Here is a 15,998-nt window from a genome sequence, read left to right as displayed (position 1 = left end):
TCACCGCCCGGGGGCCGCATGCCAGGTGGCCGTTTCGTGGGTTCGGGTGGCCGTCACTCGGTCAGCAGCTGCTTGCCGCCGCCGCGTCCTCGGCTGCTTCCGGCGTGCTGACCCAGTGCGCCAGCAGATCCGCGAGGTCGTGCTGCTGCATCGGCTTGGTGAGATAGTCGTCCATGCCGGCGGCAAGGCACCGTTCGCGGTCGCCGTCGAACGCCGAGGCGGTCATCGCGAGGATGGGCGTGTGCGCGTTGTCCGGACTGCTCTCCCGAATGGCGCGGGTGGCCCCGTAGCCGTCGAGGACCGGCATCTGACAGTCCATCAGGATGGCCGCGTAGCGGGCCTGGGTGCAGGCTGCCACGGCAGCCGCCCCGTCGGCGACCACGTCCACGCGGTAGCCGAGATTCTCCAGCATCCGGACGGCGACCTTCTGGTTGACCGGGTTGTCCTCCGCCAGGAGCAGCCGAGGCGGGTCGGGAGAGGCCGCCGCGTCTTTGGGGAGAAGGCGGACCGTGACCGTGGCAGGATGTCCTCCGCTGGGCGCGACCGACCGGGCTGGAGCTGTCGCCTGCACGCGATCCAGGGCGATGTGGATCCAGAAGGTGCTGCCCTCGCCGGGCGAGCTTTCGACGCCGATTCTGCCGCCGAGCAGCTGCATCAGCCGGTGAGAGATCGCGAGGCCCAGGCCGGTGCCACCGTAGCGGCGCGTGGTTGACGAATCCGCCTGGGTGAACGGTTGGAAGAGCCGGCCGAGTACATCTGGTGAGATCCCGATGCCGGTGTCGGCGACGGCGATGTAGGCCGTCAGGCCGTCTGGCGTCTCCTCCACGACGCTGGCGCGCAGCGCCACCGAGCCCTGCTCCGTGAACTTGACGGCGTTGCTGGCGAGGTTCAGCAGCACCTGCCGGAGCCGCCCGGCGTCGGCGAGCACCGGCCCGGCGAGCCGCTCATCGACCTCGCAGACGAGCGCCAGGCCTCGCCGCTGAGCCTCGATCCGCACCACGTCCGCCACGCCCCGCACGACGGCCGCGACGTTGGTTGGCTGGAGGTCCGGCTCCAGCCGCCCGGCCTCGATCTTGGAGAAGTCCAGCACGTCGTTGATGACGCTCAGCAGGGCGTCCGCGCTGGTGCGGATCGTCTCCACGGCATCTCGCTGCTCGTCGTCGAGGTCCGTGGCCGACAGGATCTCGGCCATCCCGATGACGCCGTTCATCGGCGTGCGGATCTCGTGGGACATCATCGCCAGGAACTCGCTCTTGGCGCGGCTGGCGGACTCAGCAGCGGCGGTCATGTCGTTGGCGCGCAAGACGGCGGCGGCCAGCTCCTTGTTGGCGGCCGCGAGGGCCTGCTCGGCGCGGCGTCGGGCGGTCACGTCGGACTTCACGGCGACGAAGTTGGCGATCTCGCCGTGCTCGTCACGAACCGGCGTGATCGTCATCTCTTCGACGTAGGTGGTGCCGTCCTTCCGCCGATTGATCACCTCACCGCGCCACACGTCGCCGCGCCGAATGGCGCTCCAGAGATGGTCGTAGAAGGGGCGGTCATGCTGACCGGATTTCAGGACGCGCGGGTTCTGGCCGACGGCCTCCTCGGCGGTGTAGCCGGTCAGGGTGGTGAAGGCCGGATTGACCCAGCGGATGGTGCCCTGCGTGTCGGTGATGACGACGGCGTTGGCGGCGGCCCGCAAGGCCGCATCCTGTAAGCGGAGCTGGCTCTCGGCCGCGCGGCGCTCGCTCAGGTCGGTCTGGACGCAGATCCAGTGCACGAGGTCGTTGCTGGCGTCGCGGACGGGCACGGCGTCGATGCGCATCCAGTGCTGGCGGCCCTGGCGGTCGTAGACTGGCGCCTCAACGTCGAAGCCTTCGCCCCGCGCGGCGGCCGCGCGAATGGCGTCTGTGGCGTGCGTCTTGCCCGCGGGGTTGCCCAATAAGTTGATCGCGTTGAGCCCGACGACATCGTGGAGATGGTAGCCGAAGGTCTGGGTGAAGGCCGGATTGACCCAGGTGATGCGCTCCTGAGCGTCGGCGATGAGGACCGGGTTACTGGCGCGGGCGGCCACCACAGCCAGCCGGCTGGCCTCGTGTTCGCTGGCCGCCAGCCGGGCGAGGGCTGACTTGTTGGCGCGCGCACGTTCGGCCAGTTGCGCCCGCATACGCTCGAAATCGGCTGCGAGATCGTCCATCTCGTCGTACGAGTTGAGCTGGGGCACCGGCACATCGTACTCGCCTGACGCGACGTGCCGTGCAGCGACTTGCAGCGCGACGAGCGGCGCGGCTCCGAGCCGCGCAATCGGAGAGGCGAGCAGCCCGACGAGCAGCGTCACCAACACGCCGAGCTGGGCGCTCTGGAGGGCGGCAGCACGGACCGGCTCGAAGACGACGCTGGTCGGCACCTGGACCTCGGCGCTCCAGCCGAGGTGCGGGAGGATGGTGGCAGCGGCGAGGATCGGCTCGCCGTGTCCGTTGAACGTCGCGGCGGCTGTTGCCCGGCCGGCCAGGGCAGCCTGGCTCACGGCGTCGTGGTCTGCGACGCGCTGGAGCAGGCGCTCCGGGTCAGGATGGCTGATGATGATGCCGCTGGCGTCGAAGACCTTGACGACGGACTTCGTGCCGTCCGCCGAATCGTGCAGGTACGCGCTCAGCTGATCGAGGGAGTAGCCGGCGGTGATCGCCCCGACCAGCTCGTCGTGGTCGCCGCGAACGGCAACGGTTATGGGGATGATCGGCAGGCCGCTGACCAGGCCGCGACGGGGGCTGGCGATGAACCAGGCGGCCCCCTCTTGCAGCCGCCTGGCGCGAGGATCGTCGGCGAAGTTCGCCCCTCTGATACTGCTTGACGGGGGCCACGCAGCCAGGATCTGCCCGCCCTGATCCGTGACGGCGAGGCCCACGAGGTGCGGATCCAGGCGCATCAGCGTGTCGAGTCGGCGGGTGATGGCCTGCTCGTCGCCATCGCGGATCTCGACGCGAAGCCGCGGGTCATTGCCGACTGCGACGACCTCCGTCAGGGTGCGGCTGACGGACTCGTCCACCATGGCGGCGATCAGCCGGCTGGTCGCGACGCCGTGCGCCATCGCATCCGCTTCGAGCTGGCGAGCGTGCGTCCAGGCCAGGCCTACCGTGAGCAGCGTTGCCGTGATGGCCACGACGGCGGTGAGGAGTGCGAGCAGTTTGAGTGACATCGGCACACGCCCCTGTCGAAGGGCGGCCACCGTGCGTGTGAGACGTCCCATCGTACCCCTGTCCGGGCGTCGCAGTTCCAGTCTCTGAGTGAACGTCGTAGCGTCGGTACGCGGTACGGGTTTTCTCACCGATTTGTAGCGTACATCGGGTGCGGGTCTGATCCGACGGCCTGGGCTCCAGGGTGGTGCGGCTGGCGCGCTTCGAGGACCGCCTTGATGCGGCTGAGTCGCTTCAAGACCGTCACCAGGGACCCGACGGCGCCGGCCCGACCTGCCCCGCGCTCTGCGCCGGCACTGGCGCTGCCACGATAGATAAGGGAGGCAAGTGGATCTGTCATGCTGAGCGAAGCGAAGCACCTCACCCGCTGACGCGATCTTGACGGTCAGCGGGTGAGGTCCTTCGTTGCGTTCGCAAGCTCACTTCACTCAGGCTGACAACGAGGATTCGTAGCCGTTCGCCGAGGAGTCCATCTGCCTGCTGACTCGCTCACTCCCAGCCCGTCCGCTGGGCCAGCCATGCCCGGGCGATACCCCCTTGGGCTGCCTGGAACGGCCGCAGCGTGGGCAGCCCCGGCGGAGGCGGCAGCAGCGACTGGTACGTGAAGAACCCGGCCACGGCGGCGATCACTGCCGAGACGGCAGCCGGATCGGCGGCGCGGCCGGCCTCGGTGCGGGCCAGCAGCGATTCAGGATCGGGCCCGCCCTGCATCGCCACGCTCGGCGCGAAGAAGACTGGATCGACCCAGGCCTGCCCGTGGCGGGCGTGCGGCCAGTCCACCACGTACACCTGCTCGGGGGTCACCAGCAGGTTGTCGGCCCGGGTGTCGAAGTGCAGCAGGGTGTCGCCAGCGGCGGCCACCGGGGCCTGGGCCTCCAGCGCGGCCAGGGCGTGGGCGTGCCGCGCGGACCACCCGTCCAGGCCAGGAAGCGGCTCGGCGAGCAGCCGCTGCCAGCCCTGGCCGTGCCGCTCCAGCCACTGAGGCATCGTGCCGCTGACCTCGGAAGGGACCGGCGAGGGCGTCAGGCCGCGGGCGAGATCGTCCAGGGCGGCGAGGACGCGGTCAAGCTCGGATGGCTCCCAGGGCACGGCCGGGTGCCGCCCCTCCACGTCCTCGAAGACCAGCACGACCCAGCCGTCGTCGCCCTCGTCCAGCGACCAGAGCAGGCGGGGGACTGGCGCGGCGGCCGGCAGCGCCGCCGCGATCCGCCGCTCGCGGCGGTGAAAGCGCGGCGCGTCCTTGTTCGGGTGCGGACTGACCGCTTTGACGAAGACGCGCTGGCCGTCAGCCGCCGTGAGGCGGGCCGCGACGCCGGGCGAGAAGCCGCCCGGCTGGGTGACCGCCGCGACGACGGTGCTGCCCAGATACCCCTCGACGGCCTGCCGGACATGGTCGGGCAGGCCCTCCCAGGGCAACCGGACGCCGGACGCGGCCGGGCCAGTCATGGCGACTATTGCAGCTTGCCGCGCCCGACCACCGGCCATGCCACCTCGACGATGCCGTCGCGGTGCCCGTACATCGTCTCGTGGAGGATGACCGTCGCGTCGGTGTAGCCGACGTACCACTCGACCTTGTCGCCCACCTTGACCCCGGTGTTCGGGGCGTCGAGGTCGATGGAGGCGTGCTCGGCGGACATCCGCACGCCGGTCACGTGCTCGATGCCCTTCGGCTGCGGCAGCATGTTCTGGGTGCTCAACGACTTGAAGCCGGAGTCGCAGACGATGCGGCCGGGGATCGGGCGGCTGAGGACCGTCGAGAGGACCGTCATCGCCATCGGATGATCGATGTTGAAGGCGTTGCGGTAGACGAGGTCGCCGTAGATGCCGCCGCCGGCCTCGACCTCGGTGATGCCGTGCACGGCCGCCGAGAAGGGGTAGGTGCCGGTGCCGCCGCACGAGATGATGTTGACCGGCAGGCCGGCCGCCTTGCAGTCGCGGGCGGTGTCGAGCAGCTTGCTGACGGCCTCGGTGACGGTGGCCTGCTTCTCGGCCTGATCCTGGATCCGGAGCGCGTGGCCTTCCCAGGCCATCATCCCCTCGAACGTCAGCCCCTTGCGGCTGTGGACCTCCTTCGCCAGCGCCACGGACGCCTCGCCCGGCTGGACGCCGCAGCGCTTGAGGCCGAGGTCAACCTCGATGACGGCGCGGATGGTCGCGCCGTGCTCCTGGGCGGCCTTGTCGAGCATGTCGATGTGCTCGACGCAGTCCACCACGCCGATAGGCGCGGCGTACTTCGAGAGCATCGCCAGGCGGGCGGCCTTGCGCGCCCCGACGACTGGCCCGGTGATGAGGATGTCCTTGATGCCGGCGGCGGCCATGATCTCGGCCTCGCTCAGCTTGGCGACGGTGACACCGTGCGCACCGGCCTCGATGAGCTTGTGGGCCAGGGCAGGGATCTTGATAGCCTTGGTGTGGGGCCGCCAGCCGACGCCGTGCTCGCGGAAGGTGCCCATCATGCGGGCGATGTTCTGATCCAGCACGTCGAGATCGACGAGCAAGGCCGGGGTGTCGAGGTCGGTGACGGGACCGCCAATCGTCATGGCTGCCTCCAGCAACGGGAGCCGTAGGTTCTGGGAGCGTCAGGGCGCGCGGGGATGGACGCTGCGCGCGTTGGGAAGAGGGTACCCCGGCGGGCGACCTGTCTGCCGCGTGGCAGGAGCGGCTATCCTCAACGTGCCGACAGCGATGTCGGCGGCGCGCTCTGCTGCTGCGCCAACCTCTGCGCCGAGGGAGCCTGCCTGCCATGACCACGCCGCCCAGCAGCGCCACCCTCGACCGACTCCGCGCCGTGCCGGGCGGCTTCGGCCAGCCGAGCTTCGCCAGCCTGCTCGCCGCGATCCTGGCCGACGCCGAGGCCCAGGCGGCGGCCGGCGCGCCGCCGCCGACCCTGCTGGTGATCGGGGAGCCGCTGGCCGGCAAGAGCACGTTCCTGTCGGGGCTGATCGCGCGGCTCCTGGACGAGGACGCTTCCTCACCCCGGGGGAGGCCCTACCTCGTCCGCTGGGGCGATACGATCCGGGGCGGCAAGCGGCGCGGCGTGGTGGCCCAGGAGCGCCAGTTCGGCGATCTGACGCCCGAGGAGTTCGCGGGGACCAGCCGGCTGCTGGCCGAGGCGGCGCAGGCGGCCGGCACCGCGGCGGCTGTGGCGGGTGGTCCGGCCCTGGTGGTGGTCGAAGCGCCAGGGATGACCATGCTGACCGGCCCGGACGGCCAGCGGCGCGGCCTCGACCGGGGGTACACCCTGGCCCGCGAGCTTGCCGCCGATCCCCACGGCTACCTGCTGGCCCTCTGCGCCGATCACCAGGTCCGCGAGGCCAACCTGGGCGGCCGGCACGCCCAGATCACGGCCGGCGGCCCCGAGATCCGCGAGGCGACGCAGCTTGCGGCCAACCGCATCCGCCAGCAGGTGACCGATGTGCTGTTCGAGCTTGGCTCAGCGGGCACGATCCCGCTGCCGGAGCCGCGCCCCGAGTCGCCGCTGACCCGCGAGAGCCTGGACCGCCACCCGGACTACCGCAACGAATCCGTCCTGCGAGCCTATCTGCCCTATCTGCTCCGCGACGACCTTGCCTTTCCGCCGGAGCGCGCGTTCATCGGGCTGAACGCCTTCGTGGAGGGGGCGGCCCCGCCAGACGCGGCGCTGATGGATCGCTACGATTGGACCCACGAGCATTTCGGGGTGTAGACCCAGGGTGAGGTTTCCCGGGAGGTGACACGATGACCGTCGATGCGCGGACAGCCCCAGGCTCGGGCAGGGCCGGGGCGGCGTCCGTCTCCAGCGCGCGCCTGCTGCCGGCCGCCAACGGTGCGGAGGCGCTCGTTCAGCTACTGGCCGCGCATGGCGTCGAGTACCTGTTCCTCAACCCTGGCACCGACACCGCCCCGATCCAGGAGGCGATTGTCGCGCTGGGAGGCCAGGGCCATGCCGCCCCGAAGATCGTCTCCTGCCTCTATGAGAACGTGGCATTGGCAGCAGCCCACGGCTACTTCTGCGTCACCCGGAGGCCCCAGGCCGTGCTGGTGCATGTGGATGCCGGCACCCAGAACCTCGGGGGCAACCTCCACAACACCCAGCGTGCCCACGCCGGCGTGCTGATCCTGGCCGGCCGCACGCCGTACACGGTGGATGGCGTCGCGCCCGGCTCGCGGGACCGGGGCATCCAGTGGTTCCAGGATCAGGCGGATCAGCCGGGCATCGTGCGCGGCTACGTGAAGTGGTCGCACGAGCTTGGCCGCACCGACACCCTGAACTACCTGATCCCGCGCGCCGTCCAGGTCGCGGCCTCCGAGCCGGCCGGGGCCGTCTACATGACCGTCGCCCGCGAGGTGCTGATGGAGCCGATGGACGGCGTGACCGTCCTGCCGCCCGAGCGCACCCGGCCGGCCATCATCGGCCCCGGCGACCTCGACAGCCTGGAGACGCTGGCCGACTGGCTGGTGGACGCCGAGCACCCGCTGCTGATCGCAGGGGATGTCGGGCGGCACCCGCAGGCAGTCGCGAGCCTTCAGACCCTGGCCGAAACGCTGGGGACGATCGTCAACGACAAGAGCGGCCCGCTCAACCTGCCGCTGTCGCACCCGCTGTTCCGCTGGGACGCGACCGCCGCCTTGCGCGAGGCCGACGTGGTCTTGATCCTCGACGCGCAGGTGCCGTGGGTGCCGAAGGATGCGACGCCGTCCGACGCGGCGCGGATCGCCCAGATCGACATCGATCCGGTCAAAGCGTCGATTCCGCTCTGGGGTTTCCCGGTCACCCTGCCGCTGCACGGCGACACCTCGAAGGCGCTGCCGCTGCTGCTCTCGATGGTCGAGCGGCGCGCGACGCCCGCGCGGCAGGCGTCCTGGCGGGCGCGGCGCGAGCGGCTCGAAGCGGCGACCCTCGCCCGGCGCGCGGACGTGACGGCCCGACTGGACGGGCAGCGCACCCAGCAGCCGATCTCGCCGGACTGGGCCTCGGCGGTGCTCGGCGAGCTGCTGCCGCCGGACGCCATCGTCGCGGAGGAGGCCGTCACCAACCAGACGGTGGTGCGCCGCCACATCCGCCGCGAGCAGCCGGGCACCCTGTTCCACCCCATCGGGCCGGGCCTCGGCTGGGCGCCGGGCGCGGCCGTCGGGATGAAGCTGGCCGCGCCGAACCGGCTGGTGGTGGCCGTTGTGGGCGACGGCTCGTTCGTCTTCTCGTCGCCGGTGGCGGCTCTCTACGCCGCGCAGCAGGCTGGCGCGCCGATCCTGACGGTGGTGTTGAACAACTCGGGGTACAACGCCAGCAAGCAGCCGATTGTCGGGCTGTTCCCGGACGGCGCGTCGGTGCAGGCGAACGCCTACCCCGGCGTCCGGTTCCAGCAGCCGCCAGACTACGCGCTGCTGGCCCAGAGCTGCCACGCCTACGGCGAGCGCGTCACCGACCCGTCCGAACTGCACGCCGCCGTGAAACGGGCCATCGCGGCCGTCGAAGGTGGACAATCTGCCGTGCTCGACGTGGTCGTCGAGCCGATCTGATGGCTCGTCAGATGTCAATCACAGGGTCGCGCAGTACTCACCTGTCGTCATCCCGACCGCGGCGACCCAGCCCGGTCGTTCACGACTGACAGGTCAGGAGTCTCGTCCTCACTCTCGCACGAGGCAGTGCCATGCAAGCACCAACGGTTGTCATTCCGGCCCCGTTCAACGCCACGCTCGGGCTTGAGGAGCGACTCACGGCCGCGGGCTACACCGTCATCGTCGGGCCGGCAGGGCCGCGCGAGGACTGGACTCCCGAGGAGATCGAACGGTACGCGGCTGCCGACGTGATCCTGGCCTCGCCGTTCCAGAAGTTTGGGGCCGACGTGCTCAAGGCCGCCAAGAACCTCCGGCTGATCGGCAGCCCGGTCATCGGCTTCGACCACATCGATATCGACACCGCCACCGAGCTTGGCATCCTCGTCTCCAACTGCCCCACCGAGGAGATCATCGTCGGGATGGCCGAGAGCACCGTGATGCTGATCGCGGCGCTCTCGCTGGAGCTGGTCCGCAAGCAGGCCCGGATCCGGGCCGGCGGCTGGCGCGGCCCGAGCGACTCCCACCTTGTGCGCGGCAAGACGGTCGGGCTGGTCGGGTACGGGCGCATCGGGCGGGCCGTGGCTCAGCGGCTCCAGGGCTGGGACGTGACGATCCAGATCTACGATCCGTACGTCCCCAACTCGGTCCCGCTGGACGTCCTGCTCCAGACCTCGGACGTGGTGTCGATCCACACGCCGCGCACGCCGGAGACCATCGGGCTGATCGGGGCGCGCGAGATCGGCCTGATGAAGCCGAGCGCGATCCTGATCAACACGGCGCGCGGCAGCATCGTGGACGAGGTCGCGCTGGCCGCCGCCATCGACGAGAAGCGCATCTTCGGCGCGGCGATGGACGCCTGGGACCAGGAGCCGACGAATCTCGACAATCCGCTGTTCAGGTGCGATCCTGACCGGGTGATCCTCACGCCGCACAGCGTCGGGCACAGCCTGGAGATCGGCCCGGCCGGCGTCGAGATGGCGTTCCGGACGGTGACGCGGGTGCTGGAGGGCGAGTTGCCGGAGAGCGTGGCGAATCCCCAGGTGATCGAGCGGTGGCAGGCGCGCTTCGGCGGCCGGGTATGAGGGTGATCGTGACGACCGTACAGCCGGTGGTCGAGGCGGCGCGGGCGTTGGAGCCGACCGTCCGCGCGCAGGCCGACCAGATCGAGCGGGAGGGCCGCCTGCCGGAGGGACTCGTCCGTGCCCTCTCCGAGGCCGGCGTCTTCCGGATGCTGGTCCCGAAGGCGCTCGGCGGCCTGGAGGTCGATCCGGTCACCCAGCTTGACGTGCTGGAAGCGATCTCGCGGGGGGACGGCTCGGCCGGCTGGGTCTCGGCTATCGCGTCGGGGACGGCCTGGACCATGGCGTTCTTGCCGCCAGAGACGGCCGCCGAGATCCTGGCCGATCCGCACGCCATCGTCGTCGGGACGCTCGGGGCGCCGTCTGGTGGGCGGGCGGTCGAGGTGGACGGCGGCTACCAACTGACCGGTCGCTGGCCGTTCGGGAGCGGCAGCCTGCACGCCTCCTGGCTCGTCAGCCGGGCCGTCGTCTACAGCGGCGAGGCCCCGAAGCTCGACGCGAACGGCCAGCCGGTCACCCGGGTGCTGGTCTTCCCGGCCGCCCAGGCGACCATCATCGGGACCTGGGACGTGACCGGGCTGACGGGGACCGGCAGCCACGACTACAGCGTTGACGACATCTTCGTGCCGGCCGTGCGCAGCTTCGGGCTGTCCGGCGAGCCGTCCTACCACCCGGGGCCGCTCTACCTGGGCCGGTTCTTCCTGCTGGCGCACGGTGCGCACGCGGTTGGGGTGGCCAGGGCGGCGGTGGACACGCTCCGCGAGACGGTCCGCGACAAGCGCCAGACCGGGGCCGGCGGCGACGCCCTGGTGCGGGATCGGCCGGACGTGCAGCTTGCCGTGGCCCAGGCCGAGGCGCTGGTCCGCGCGGCCCGGGCCTACCTCTGGGAGACGACGCAGCAGGTCTGGGACGAAGCCTGCGCCACGGGGGCGATCGGCGCCGAGAACCGCGCGCTGGCCCGCCTGGCGAACAGCGCATCGTTCGACATGGCGCTGCGGGCGGTGGACCTGGCGTACAGCGCGGGCGGCGGCTCGGCGATCTACCGCCGGAACCCGTTGCAGCGCTACTTCCGCGACATCCACACGGCGTCGCAGCACTCGGTGGTGGCGGCCAGCAGCCTGACGCAGATCGGCGGGGCGCTGCTGGCCGGCAGCGGGCTGGACCGGCTGACGGGCCGCCCGCTGCTGTAGCGGTGTCCGCACCCGTCCCCCCACTGTCATCCTGACGCGCCCACCGTCATCCCGAGCGGAGCGGACTCACGCCACACTCCGTCATCCCGAGCGGAGCGAGCTTGCGAGCGCAGTCGAGGGATCTTCCCAATCAGGACGGTGCCGTTCAGAAAGGGAGGATCCCTCCACTCCGCTCGTTCCTCGCTGCGGTCGGGACGACGGGTGGTGAGCGCTCGTTCCTCGCGACGATTGGGACGACAAGCGGCTCACGTGCTGATGGCTGCTCGCTCGTCACGCTTCGGGCTATCCTGCCGCCATGAAGATTCGTGACATCAAGACCTTCCCTACCTTCATTGGCCGCAATCAGCTGATCGTCAAAGTCGAGACCGACGAGGGCATCTACGGCTGGGGCGAGTCCGGCCTGTCCTCGCGAGAGCGCGCCGTCGAAGGGGCCATCCTGCATTTCCGCGAGTTCCTGCTGGGGCAGGATCCGATGAACATCGGGGCGCTCTGGCAGGAGATGTACCGCTCGAACTACTTCGAGGGCGGGCGCGTGCTGACGGCCGCCATCTCGGCCATCGACATCGCCCTGCACGACATCAAGGGCAAAGCCCTGGGCGTGCCGGTCTACCAGCTGCTCGGCGGCAAGCAACGCGACTTCATCCCGCTGTTCGCGACAACGGCCGCGCCGATGGGGCCGCGCCTGATCGAGGACGCGAAGCTGCTGCTGAGCGAGGGCTGGAACGCGATCCGAACCTGGATGCACGCGCCGGACGAGCGGGACAGCGCTGGCCGCCGCGTCTTCGAGCCGCGCGAGTCGATTGCCGAGACGGCGAAGTGGCTCACGACGCTGCGTGAAGAGGTCGGGCCGGGGCCGGTCCTCGGCATCGACTACCATCACCGGCTGAGTGTGGCCGAGGCCGCCTCCTTCTGCCAGCGGATGCCCTCCGGCACGCTCGACTTCCTGGAGGAGCCGATCCGCGACGAGACGCCCGAGGCCTACGAGTCGCTGCGGACGATGGCGGACGTGCCGTTCGCCATCGGCGAAGAGTTCGCCTCGAAGTGGCAGTTTCTGCCGTTCATCGAGCGCGGCATCACCCAGTTCGCGCGGGTGGACGTCTGCAACGTCGGCGGTCTGACCGAGGCGATGAAGGTGGCCGGCTGGTGCGAGGCGCACTACATCGACCTGATGCCGCACAACCCACTCGGGGCGATCTGCACGGCGGCCACGACGCACCTGGCAGCCGCCGTGACGAACTTCTCCTGGCTGGAGAGCCGCACCTCGCCCACCGAGTCGCTCGGGTTCAACAACCCCGCGTTCTTCCCGGTCCAGATCGAGCAGCAGGGGTCGCGCTACGTGGTGCCGACGGCGCCCGGCCTGGGCGTCGAGTTCGACGAGGAGCGGGCGCTGAAGGAGCCGTTCCAGATCCGCCACTCGCCGCACCTGCGCCGGCGCGACGGCTCGATCACCAATTCGTAGAGAACGGTGGGCCGGTGGGGACGGCTAGCGCGGACAGACCTGGAGCTCGTAGGCGCTGCCGGGGGCTACAGTCACCCGCAGGCCGTCTGCTAACGTCGCGCCGTCCACGTCCACCAGCGTGCCGTCTGGGTAGCTCAGGGCGTAGCGCCGGTCCCGTTCCACCGACCACCACTCCGGCCACTGGTTGAGGCGCGGATAGTCCGAGCCAAGCCGCAGGTGCTCGCGGTGGCGCGGCACGTCCAGGTGCAGCTCGCCGCGCCAGAGGTCGGAGCTGTGCAGGTGGACGCGCAGGCAGGGGCCGTCCGGCGCGGCCCCCAGCGCGACGGTCGGGGTCCACGGCTCCAGGCGCGCGCCGCGCGTCAGCGACAGCCCGTAGAGCAGCGTGGTCCTGACAAAGTTGCCGTCGATGTTCTCGTCGGTGACGGAGCCGTCGTCGTGCTGGTAGCCGTAGAGCACCGCGACCTGCTCGTCTACCCAGTCCGCCGCGAGGGGGTCATCCAGGTAGCGCAGCAGGTAGAGGGCGCTCTCCAGGGTGTCGGCGTAGCCGTCCATCGTGCCGCGCTCCCACTCGTAGAAGTCCACGAGGGTGACGGCTCGGAGCATGGTAGCGGCGGACTGCTCGTAGCGGGCGGCGGCGGCGAGATCGCCCGTGGCCGAGGTGCGCTCGGTCGCCGCCTGGTCGAGGTACGCCTGCCCGAGGTAGCCCCAGTTGTCGTTGAGGTCTTTGTCGCGGACCTTGCCGCTCGGCACATCGACGATGGCGTACCAGAGCCCTTCGGGTGAGCGCCCCTTCTGCAGCAGCCGGTCCAGCATCTTGTTGATGGCCTCGCGGTGGGCCTCCGCCTCCGGCAGCCCGCGCTTGACCTCGACGCGGTGCCACTCCACCAGCCCGGCCACGATCTCGTTGCCGTGGTCGCCGAGGTAGAAGCGGCGCGGCCCGATCGGCTCGTTCTCCATGAAGTCCCAGCGGTGCGGCGGGATGTACTCGGTGGTGGGCAGGGCGTGGTCGAGGTAGGCCGCCGCGATGCGCCGCCCGGCCTGGACGTACTGGGGGTCGTCGGTGGCCCAGGTCAGGCGAGCGAGGGCCTGGAGGGCGCTGCCGTTGACCTCGGCGGCCGGCGAGGGGATCGGGCCGTTGGGCGTCGGCGTCCGCGCGTTGATGATGACGGCGTCCATGACTTCCTGGAGCCGGTACAGCCACGGGTCCGACCCGAGCGCTTCGACCAGCGGCAGCAGGCCGTCCTTGGCATACTCCACGACGTTGAGCATGGCCTTCTCTGGCTCGCGCTCGACGGGCAGCAGGGTGTCCAGCGAGACGTCTTCGGGGAGGCCGCGCGTCAGGCGGCGCTCGGCCGCCAGGGTGCCGAGGATCTCGTCATACCGGTCGGGAATGAGGTACGCGGTGGCGATGCCCAGGAAGGGGAACAGGTCCGATCCGGCGTCGCCGTAGCTCCAGACGCGCCCGTCTGGGTGGAGGGTGTGCGGGAAGAGGCCGGTCGGCGCGTCGCGCCGGTCGAGCCAGTAGGCGGTCAGCACGGCCGACCGCTCGAACGCCTCAGAGGCCAGCACCGAGTTCAAACGGGCCACCCCCGCCATGTCGCCGCTCGCACGCAGGCGGGCGCGCTCGGCCAGGAGGGCGCGGCGGGTCCGCAGCCGCTCGGGGATGACCTCGGCGTCCGGGGTGTCGTTGACGAACTGGCCGAGGTCGGACTCGCGCTCGGCCTGCTCCACCAGCAGCGGGTTGATGGTGAACGGGTCTTCGTCGCCCAGGTCGTCGGAGTCGGCGAAGGCGATTCGGCCGGGGGCGCTCGGGCCGCCGAGCACCAGCAACGCCAGGAACAGGGAGAGCAGCAGCGGCGCGGAGGCCCGCCGCGCGGTCAGGCGGCTGTGCATCGTGTCGTCATCTCAGCTTCATGTTTGGGGCGCCTGGGGATGATTGGGTATTCGGCAGCGTGCTGTCCAGGAATGCGGCAGCGAGACATGCCGACCCTACGACATGGGATCGCACGTTACTATCAGGCGACGGCAGGCTGAGTCGGCGCAGCGGCGTCAGGCTCGTGGGCCGTGGGGGGGCCGCTCGGTATGCTGGCGGCCTCGGCTGAGGGACGGGATGCTGTGACGTTCGTGGATCTTTCCGACCGGATGCGCTCTCAGCTCCTGCTGGGCGTCCTGGCCCTGGCGGGGCTCGTGTTCCTGGTCACCTTCGTGCGGAGCCTGTCCGGCCCGGCCGTGGACTTTGACGCGTACTACGAGGGCGGGCTGGCCGTCCGGGCCGGCGAGCGTCCGTACGCGCTGGCGCTGCGCGTTGCGGCCAGCGGCTACGCCATGGGCGCGCCGAACACTCCTGATGGAAACGCGTCCGCCTACGTCTACCCACCGCTGCTGGCCCTGGTCGTGGCCCCGCTGACGCTGCTGCCCATCGAACGGGCGACGGCAGTCTGGTCTGCGCTGCTGCACCTGGGCGTGCTGGCGGCGGCGTGGCTGCTGGCGGACCTGTTCGGGCCACGGGACCGGCGCGGCCGGCTGCTGGTCTTCGGGCTGGTGCTGCTCTGGCTGCTGCTTTTTAAGCCGATCCGCGGGGCGCTCGGCTACACCCGCCAGGTTGACGTGCTGCTGCTGCTGCTGCTGGTCGTCATGGCGTGGGGCGTCGCGCGGCGGCGGCTCGACGCGGCCGGCCTCGCGCTCGGGCTGGCCATCGCGGTCAAGCCGTTCTTCGTGCTGATCGCGCTGTACTTCCTCTGGAAGCGGGCCTACCGAGGCTTCGTGGTGGCCGGGCTGACGGCGACGATCTGCGGCCTGCTGCCGCTCGTGGTGCTCGGTGCGCTGAGCGAGTATCTGGCCATCGCCGCCTACTGGGGCGGCCCGACGTTCGCGGTCAGCCCGGTCAGCCAGTCGTTCACGTCGCTGCTGCTGCGCCTGTTCACCGAATCGCCGTTCACCGTGCCCGTGGCGGTGCTGCCGGGCCTGGTGCTGCCGCTGCGCGTCATCTACGTCGTCGGGGTGGCGTTCGCCATCCTGGCCGTCGCGCGACCGACGCGCGGGCTCGATCCGGTGACGGTGGTGCTGGAGATCGGGCTGTTCGTGCTGGCGACGATGCTGATCGGGCCGCTGGCGGAGGAGAGCCACCTCGCGTACCTGGCGCTGGGGCTGGCCGGGGTGGGCGCGGCGGCCGTCGCGCTGTCCGCCGACGACCGGCACACGGCGATGATCCTGGGCGGTGGGTTCGTGGGCTGCACGCTGCTGCTGCACGCGCCGGGCCTCCACGAGCTGTCGTGGGGGAACTGGCAGTATCTGGCGGCCCCGCTCCGCTTCCCGTACGCGCTGGTGACCGGGCTGTACCTGTACATCCAGTGGGCGATTGGCCTGTTGCTGCTGCTGGCGCTGCCCTGGTGGTACGCCGCCCCGACGCGCCACGCCGTGACCGAGCGGCTGCGAACGCTCCACGAGCTCGACGCGCTCCGTCAGTAGGCGGCGCGCGGTCTGCCAGCAGGCCGCGCGCTGCTGCCAGCAGGCCGCCCTCCCTTCGGCTGGCTCGCGCACTATCATTGCCCGAGGG

The 15,998-nt window shown here is 70.7% G+C and carries 10 protein-coding genes; 6 read left to right on the top strand and 4 right to left on the bottom strand.

Going from position 1 to position 15,998, the window contains the following annotated elements:
• Positions 1-61 precede the first annotated feature (61 nt).
• From IT306_30605 to IT306_30595, 3 genes are all read right to left on the bottom strand, one after another.
• A complete protein-coding gene (locus IT306_30605) occupies positions 62-3,178 on the bottom strand; it encodes a PAS domain-containing protein (protein MCC7372803.1) in 3,117 nt (1,038 codons plus the stop codon).
• Positions 3,179-3,665: 487 nt separating this feature from the next.
• Positions 3,666-4,622 carry a phosphotransferase gene (locus IT306_30600; protein ID MCC7372802.1) on the bottom strand — a complete coding sequence of 319 codons (957 nt, stop codon included), beginning with the start codon at positions 4,620-4,622 and terminating at the stop codon, positions 3,666-3,668.
• A 5-nt stretch (positions 4,623-4,627) separates the two neighbouring features.
• Positions 4,628-5,716, bottom strand: a complete 1,089-nt coding sequence (locus IT306_30595) for a DSD1 family PLP-dependent enzyme (GenBank protein MCC7372801.1) — start codon at positions 5,714-5,716, stop codon at positions 4,628-4,630.
• Positions 5,717-5,919: 203 nt separating this feature from the next.
• Between IT306_30595 and IT306_30590 the strand changes: the two genes are divergently transcribed.
• The 5 genes from IT306_30590 (at position 5,920) to IT306_30570 (ending at position 12,442) form a co-directional block, all read left to right on the top strand.
• Complete coding sequence (locus IT306_30590) at positions 5,920-6,861, top strand: hypothetical protein (protein MCC7372800.1); 942 nt, start codon at positions 5,920-5,922, stop codon at positions 6,859-6,861.
• A 32-nt stretch (positions 6,862-6,893) separates the two neighbouring features.
• Positions 6,894-8,675 (top strand): thiamine pyrophosphate-requiring protein, encoded by a 1,782-nt coding sequence (locus tag IT306_30585; GenBank protein ID MCC7372799.1) that lies wholly within the window; start codon positions 6,894-6,896, stop codon positions 8,673-8,675.
• A 131-nt stretch (positions 8,676-8,806) separates the two neighbouring features.
• Positions 8,807-9,796, top strand: coding sequence for a D-glycerate dehydrogenase (locus tag IT306_30580; GenBank protein MCC7372798.1), 990 nt, complete (start codon positions 8,807-8,809; stop codon positions 9,794-9,796).
• 8 nt (positions 9,797-9,804) lie between these two features.
• Positions 9,805-10,983, top strand: coding sequence for an acyl-CoA dehydrogenase family protein (locus tag IT306_30575; protein MCC7372797.1), 1,179 nt, complete (start codon positions 9,805-9,807; stop codon positions 10,981-10,983).
• 295 nt (positions 10,984-11,278) lie between these two features.
• Positions 11,279-12,442, top strand: a complete 1,164-nt coding sequence (locus tag IT306_30570) for a mandelate racemase/muconate lactonizing enzyme family protein (protein ID MCC7372796.1) — start codon at positions 11,279-11,281, stop codon at positions 12,440-12,442.
• A gap of 24 nt (positions 12,443-12,466) precedes the next feature.
• Here IT306_30570 and IT306_30565 read toward each other — a convergent pair whose 3' ends face one another.
• Positions 12,467-14,335, bottom strand: a complete 1,869-nt coding sequence (locus IT306_30565) for a hypothetical protein (GenBank protein MCC7372795.1) — start codon at positions 14,333-14,335, stop codon at positions 12,467-12,469.
• Between the two features lie 249 nt (positions 14,336-14,584).
• Between IT306_30565 and IT306_30560 the strand changes: the two genes are divergently transcribed.
• Complete coding sequence (locus IT306_30560; protein MCC7372794.1) at positions 14,585-15,910, top strand: DUF2029 domain-containing protein; 1,326 nt, start codon at positions 14,585-14,587, stop codon at positions 15,908-15,910.
• Positions 15,911-15,998: the final 88 nt, after the last annotated feature.

This window comes from Chloroflexota bacterium (assembly GCA_020850535.1).
Taxonomy (GTDB): Bacteria; Chloroflexota; UBA6077; order UBA6077; family JACCZL01; genus JADZEM01.
Note: the sequence above shows the minus strand (reverse complement) of the source record. Positions and strands in the feature narration are given on the sequence as shown.

Excerpts from the sequence above, each read along its gene's own strand:
- IT306_30605 (MCC7372803.1), bottom strand. The coding sequence starts at position 3,178 with ATGTCACTCAAACTGCTCGCACTCCTCACCGCCGTCGTGGCCATCACG.
- IT306_30600 (MCC7372802.1), bottom strand. The coding sequence starts at position 4,622 with ATGACTGGCCCGGCCGCGTCCGGCGTCCGGTTGCCCTGGGAGGGCCTG.
- IT306_30595 (MCC7372801.1), bottom strand. The coding sequence starts at position 5,716 with ATGACGATTGGCGGTCCCGTCACCGACCTCGACACCCCGGCCTTGCTC.
- IT306_30590 (MCC7372800.1), top strand. The coding sequence starts at position 5,920 with ATGACCACGCCGCCCAGCAGCGCCACCCTCGACCGACTCCGCGCCGTG.
- IT306_30585 (MCC7372799.1), top strand. The coding sequence starts at position 6,894 with ATGACCGTCGATGCGCGGACAGCCCCAGGCTCGGGCAGGGCCGGGGCG.
- IT306_30580 (MCC7372798.1), top strand. The coding sequence starts at position 8,807 with ATGCAAGCACCAACGGTTGTCATTCCGGCCCCGTTCAACGCCACGCTC.
- IT306_30570 (MCC7372796.1), top strand. The coding sequence starts at position 11,279 with ATGAAGATTCGTGACATCAAGACCTTCCCTACCTTCATTGGCCGCAAT.
- IT306_30565 (MCC7372795.1), bottom strand. The coding sequence starts at position 14,335 with ATGCACAGCCGCCTGACCGCGCGGCGGGCCTCCGCGCCGCTGCTGCTC.
- IT306_30560 (MCC7372794.1), top strand. The coding sequence starts at position 14,585 with ATGCGCTCTCAGCTCCTGCTGGGCGTCCTGGCCCTGGCGGGGCTCGTG.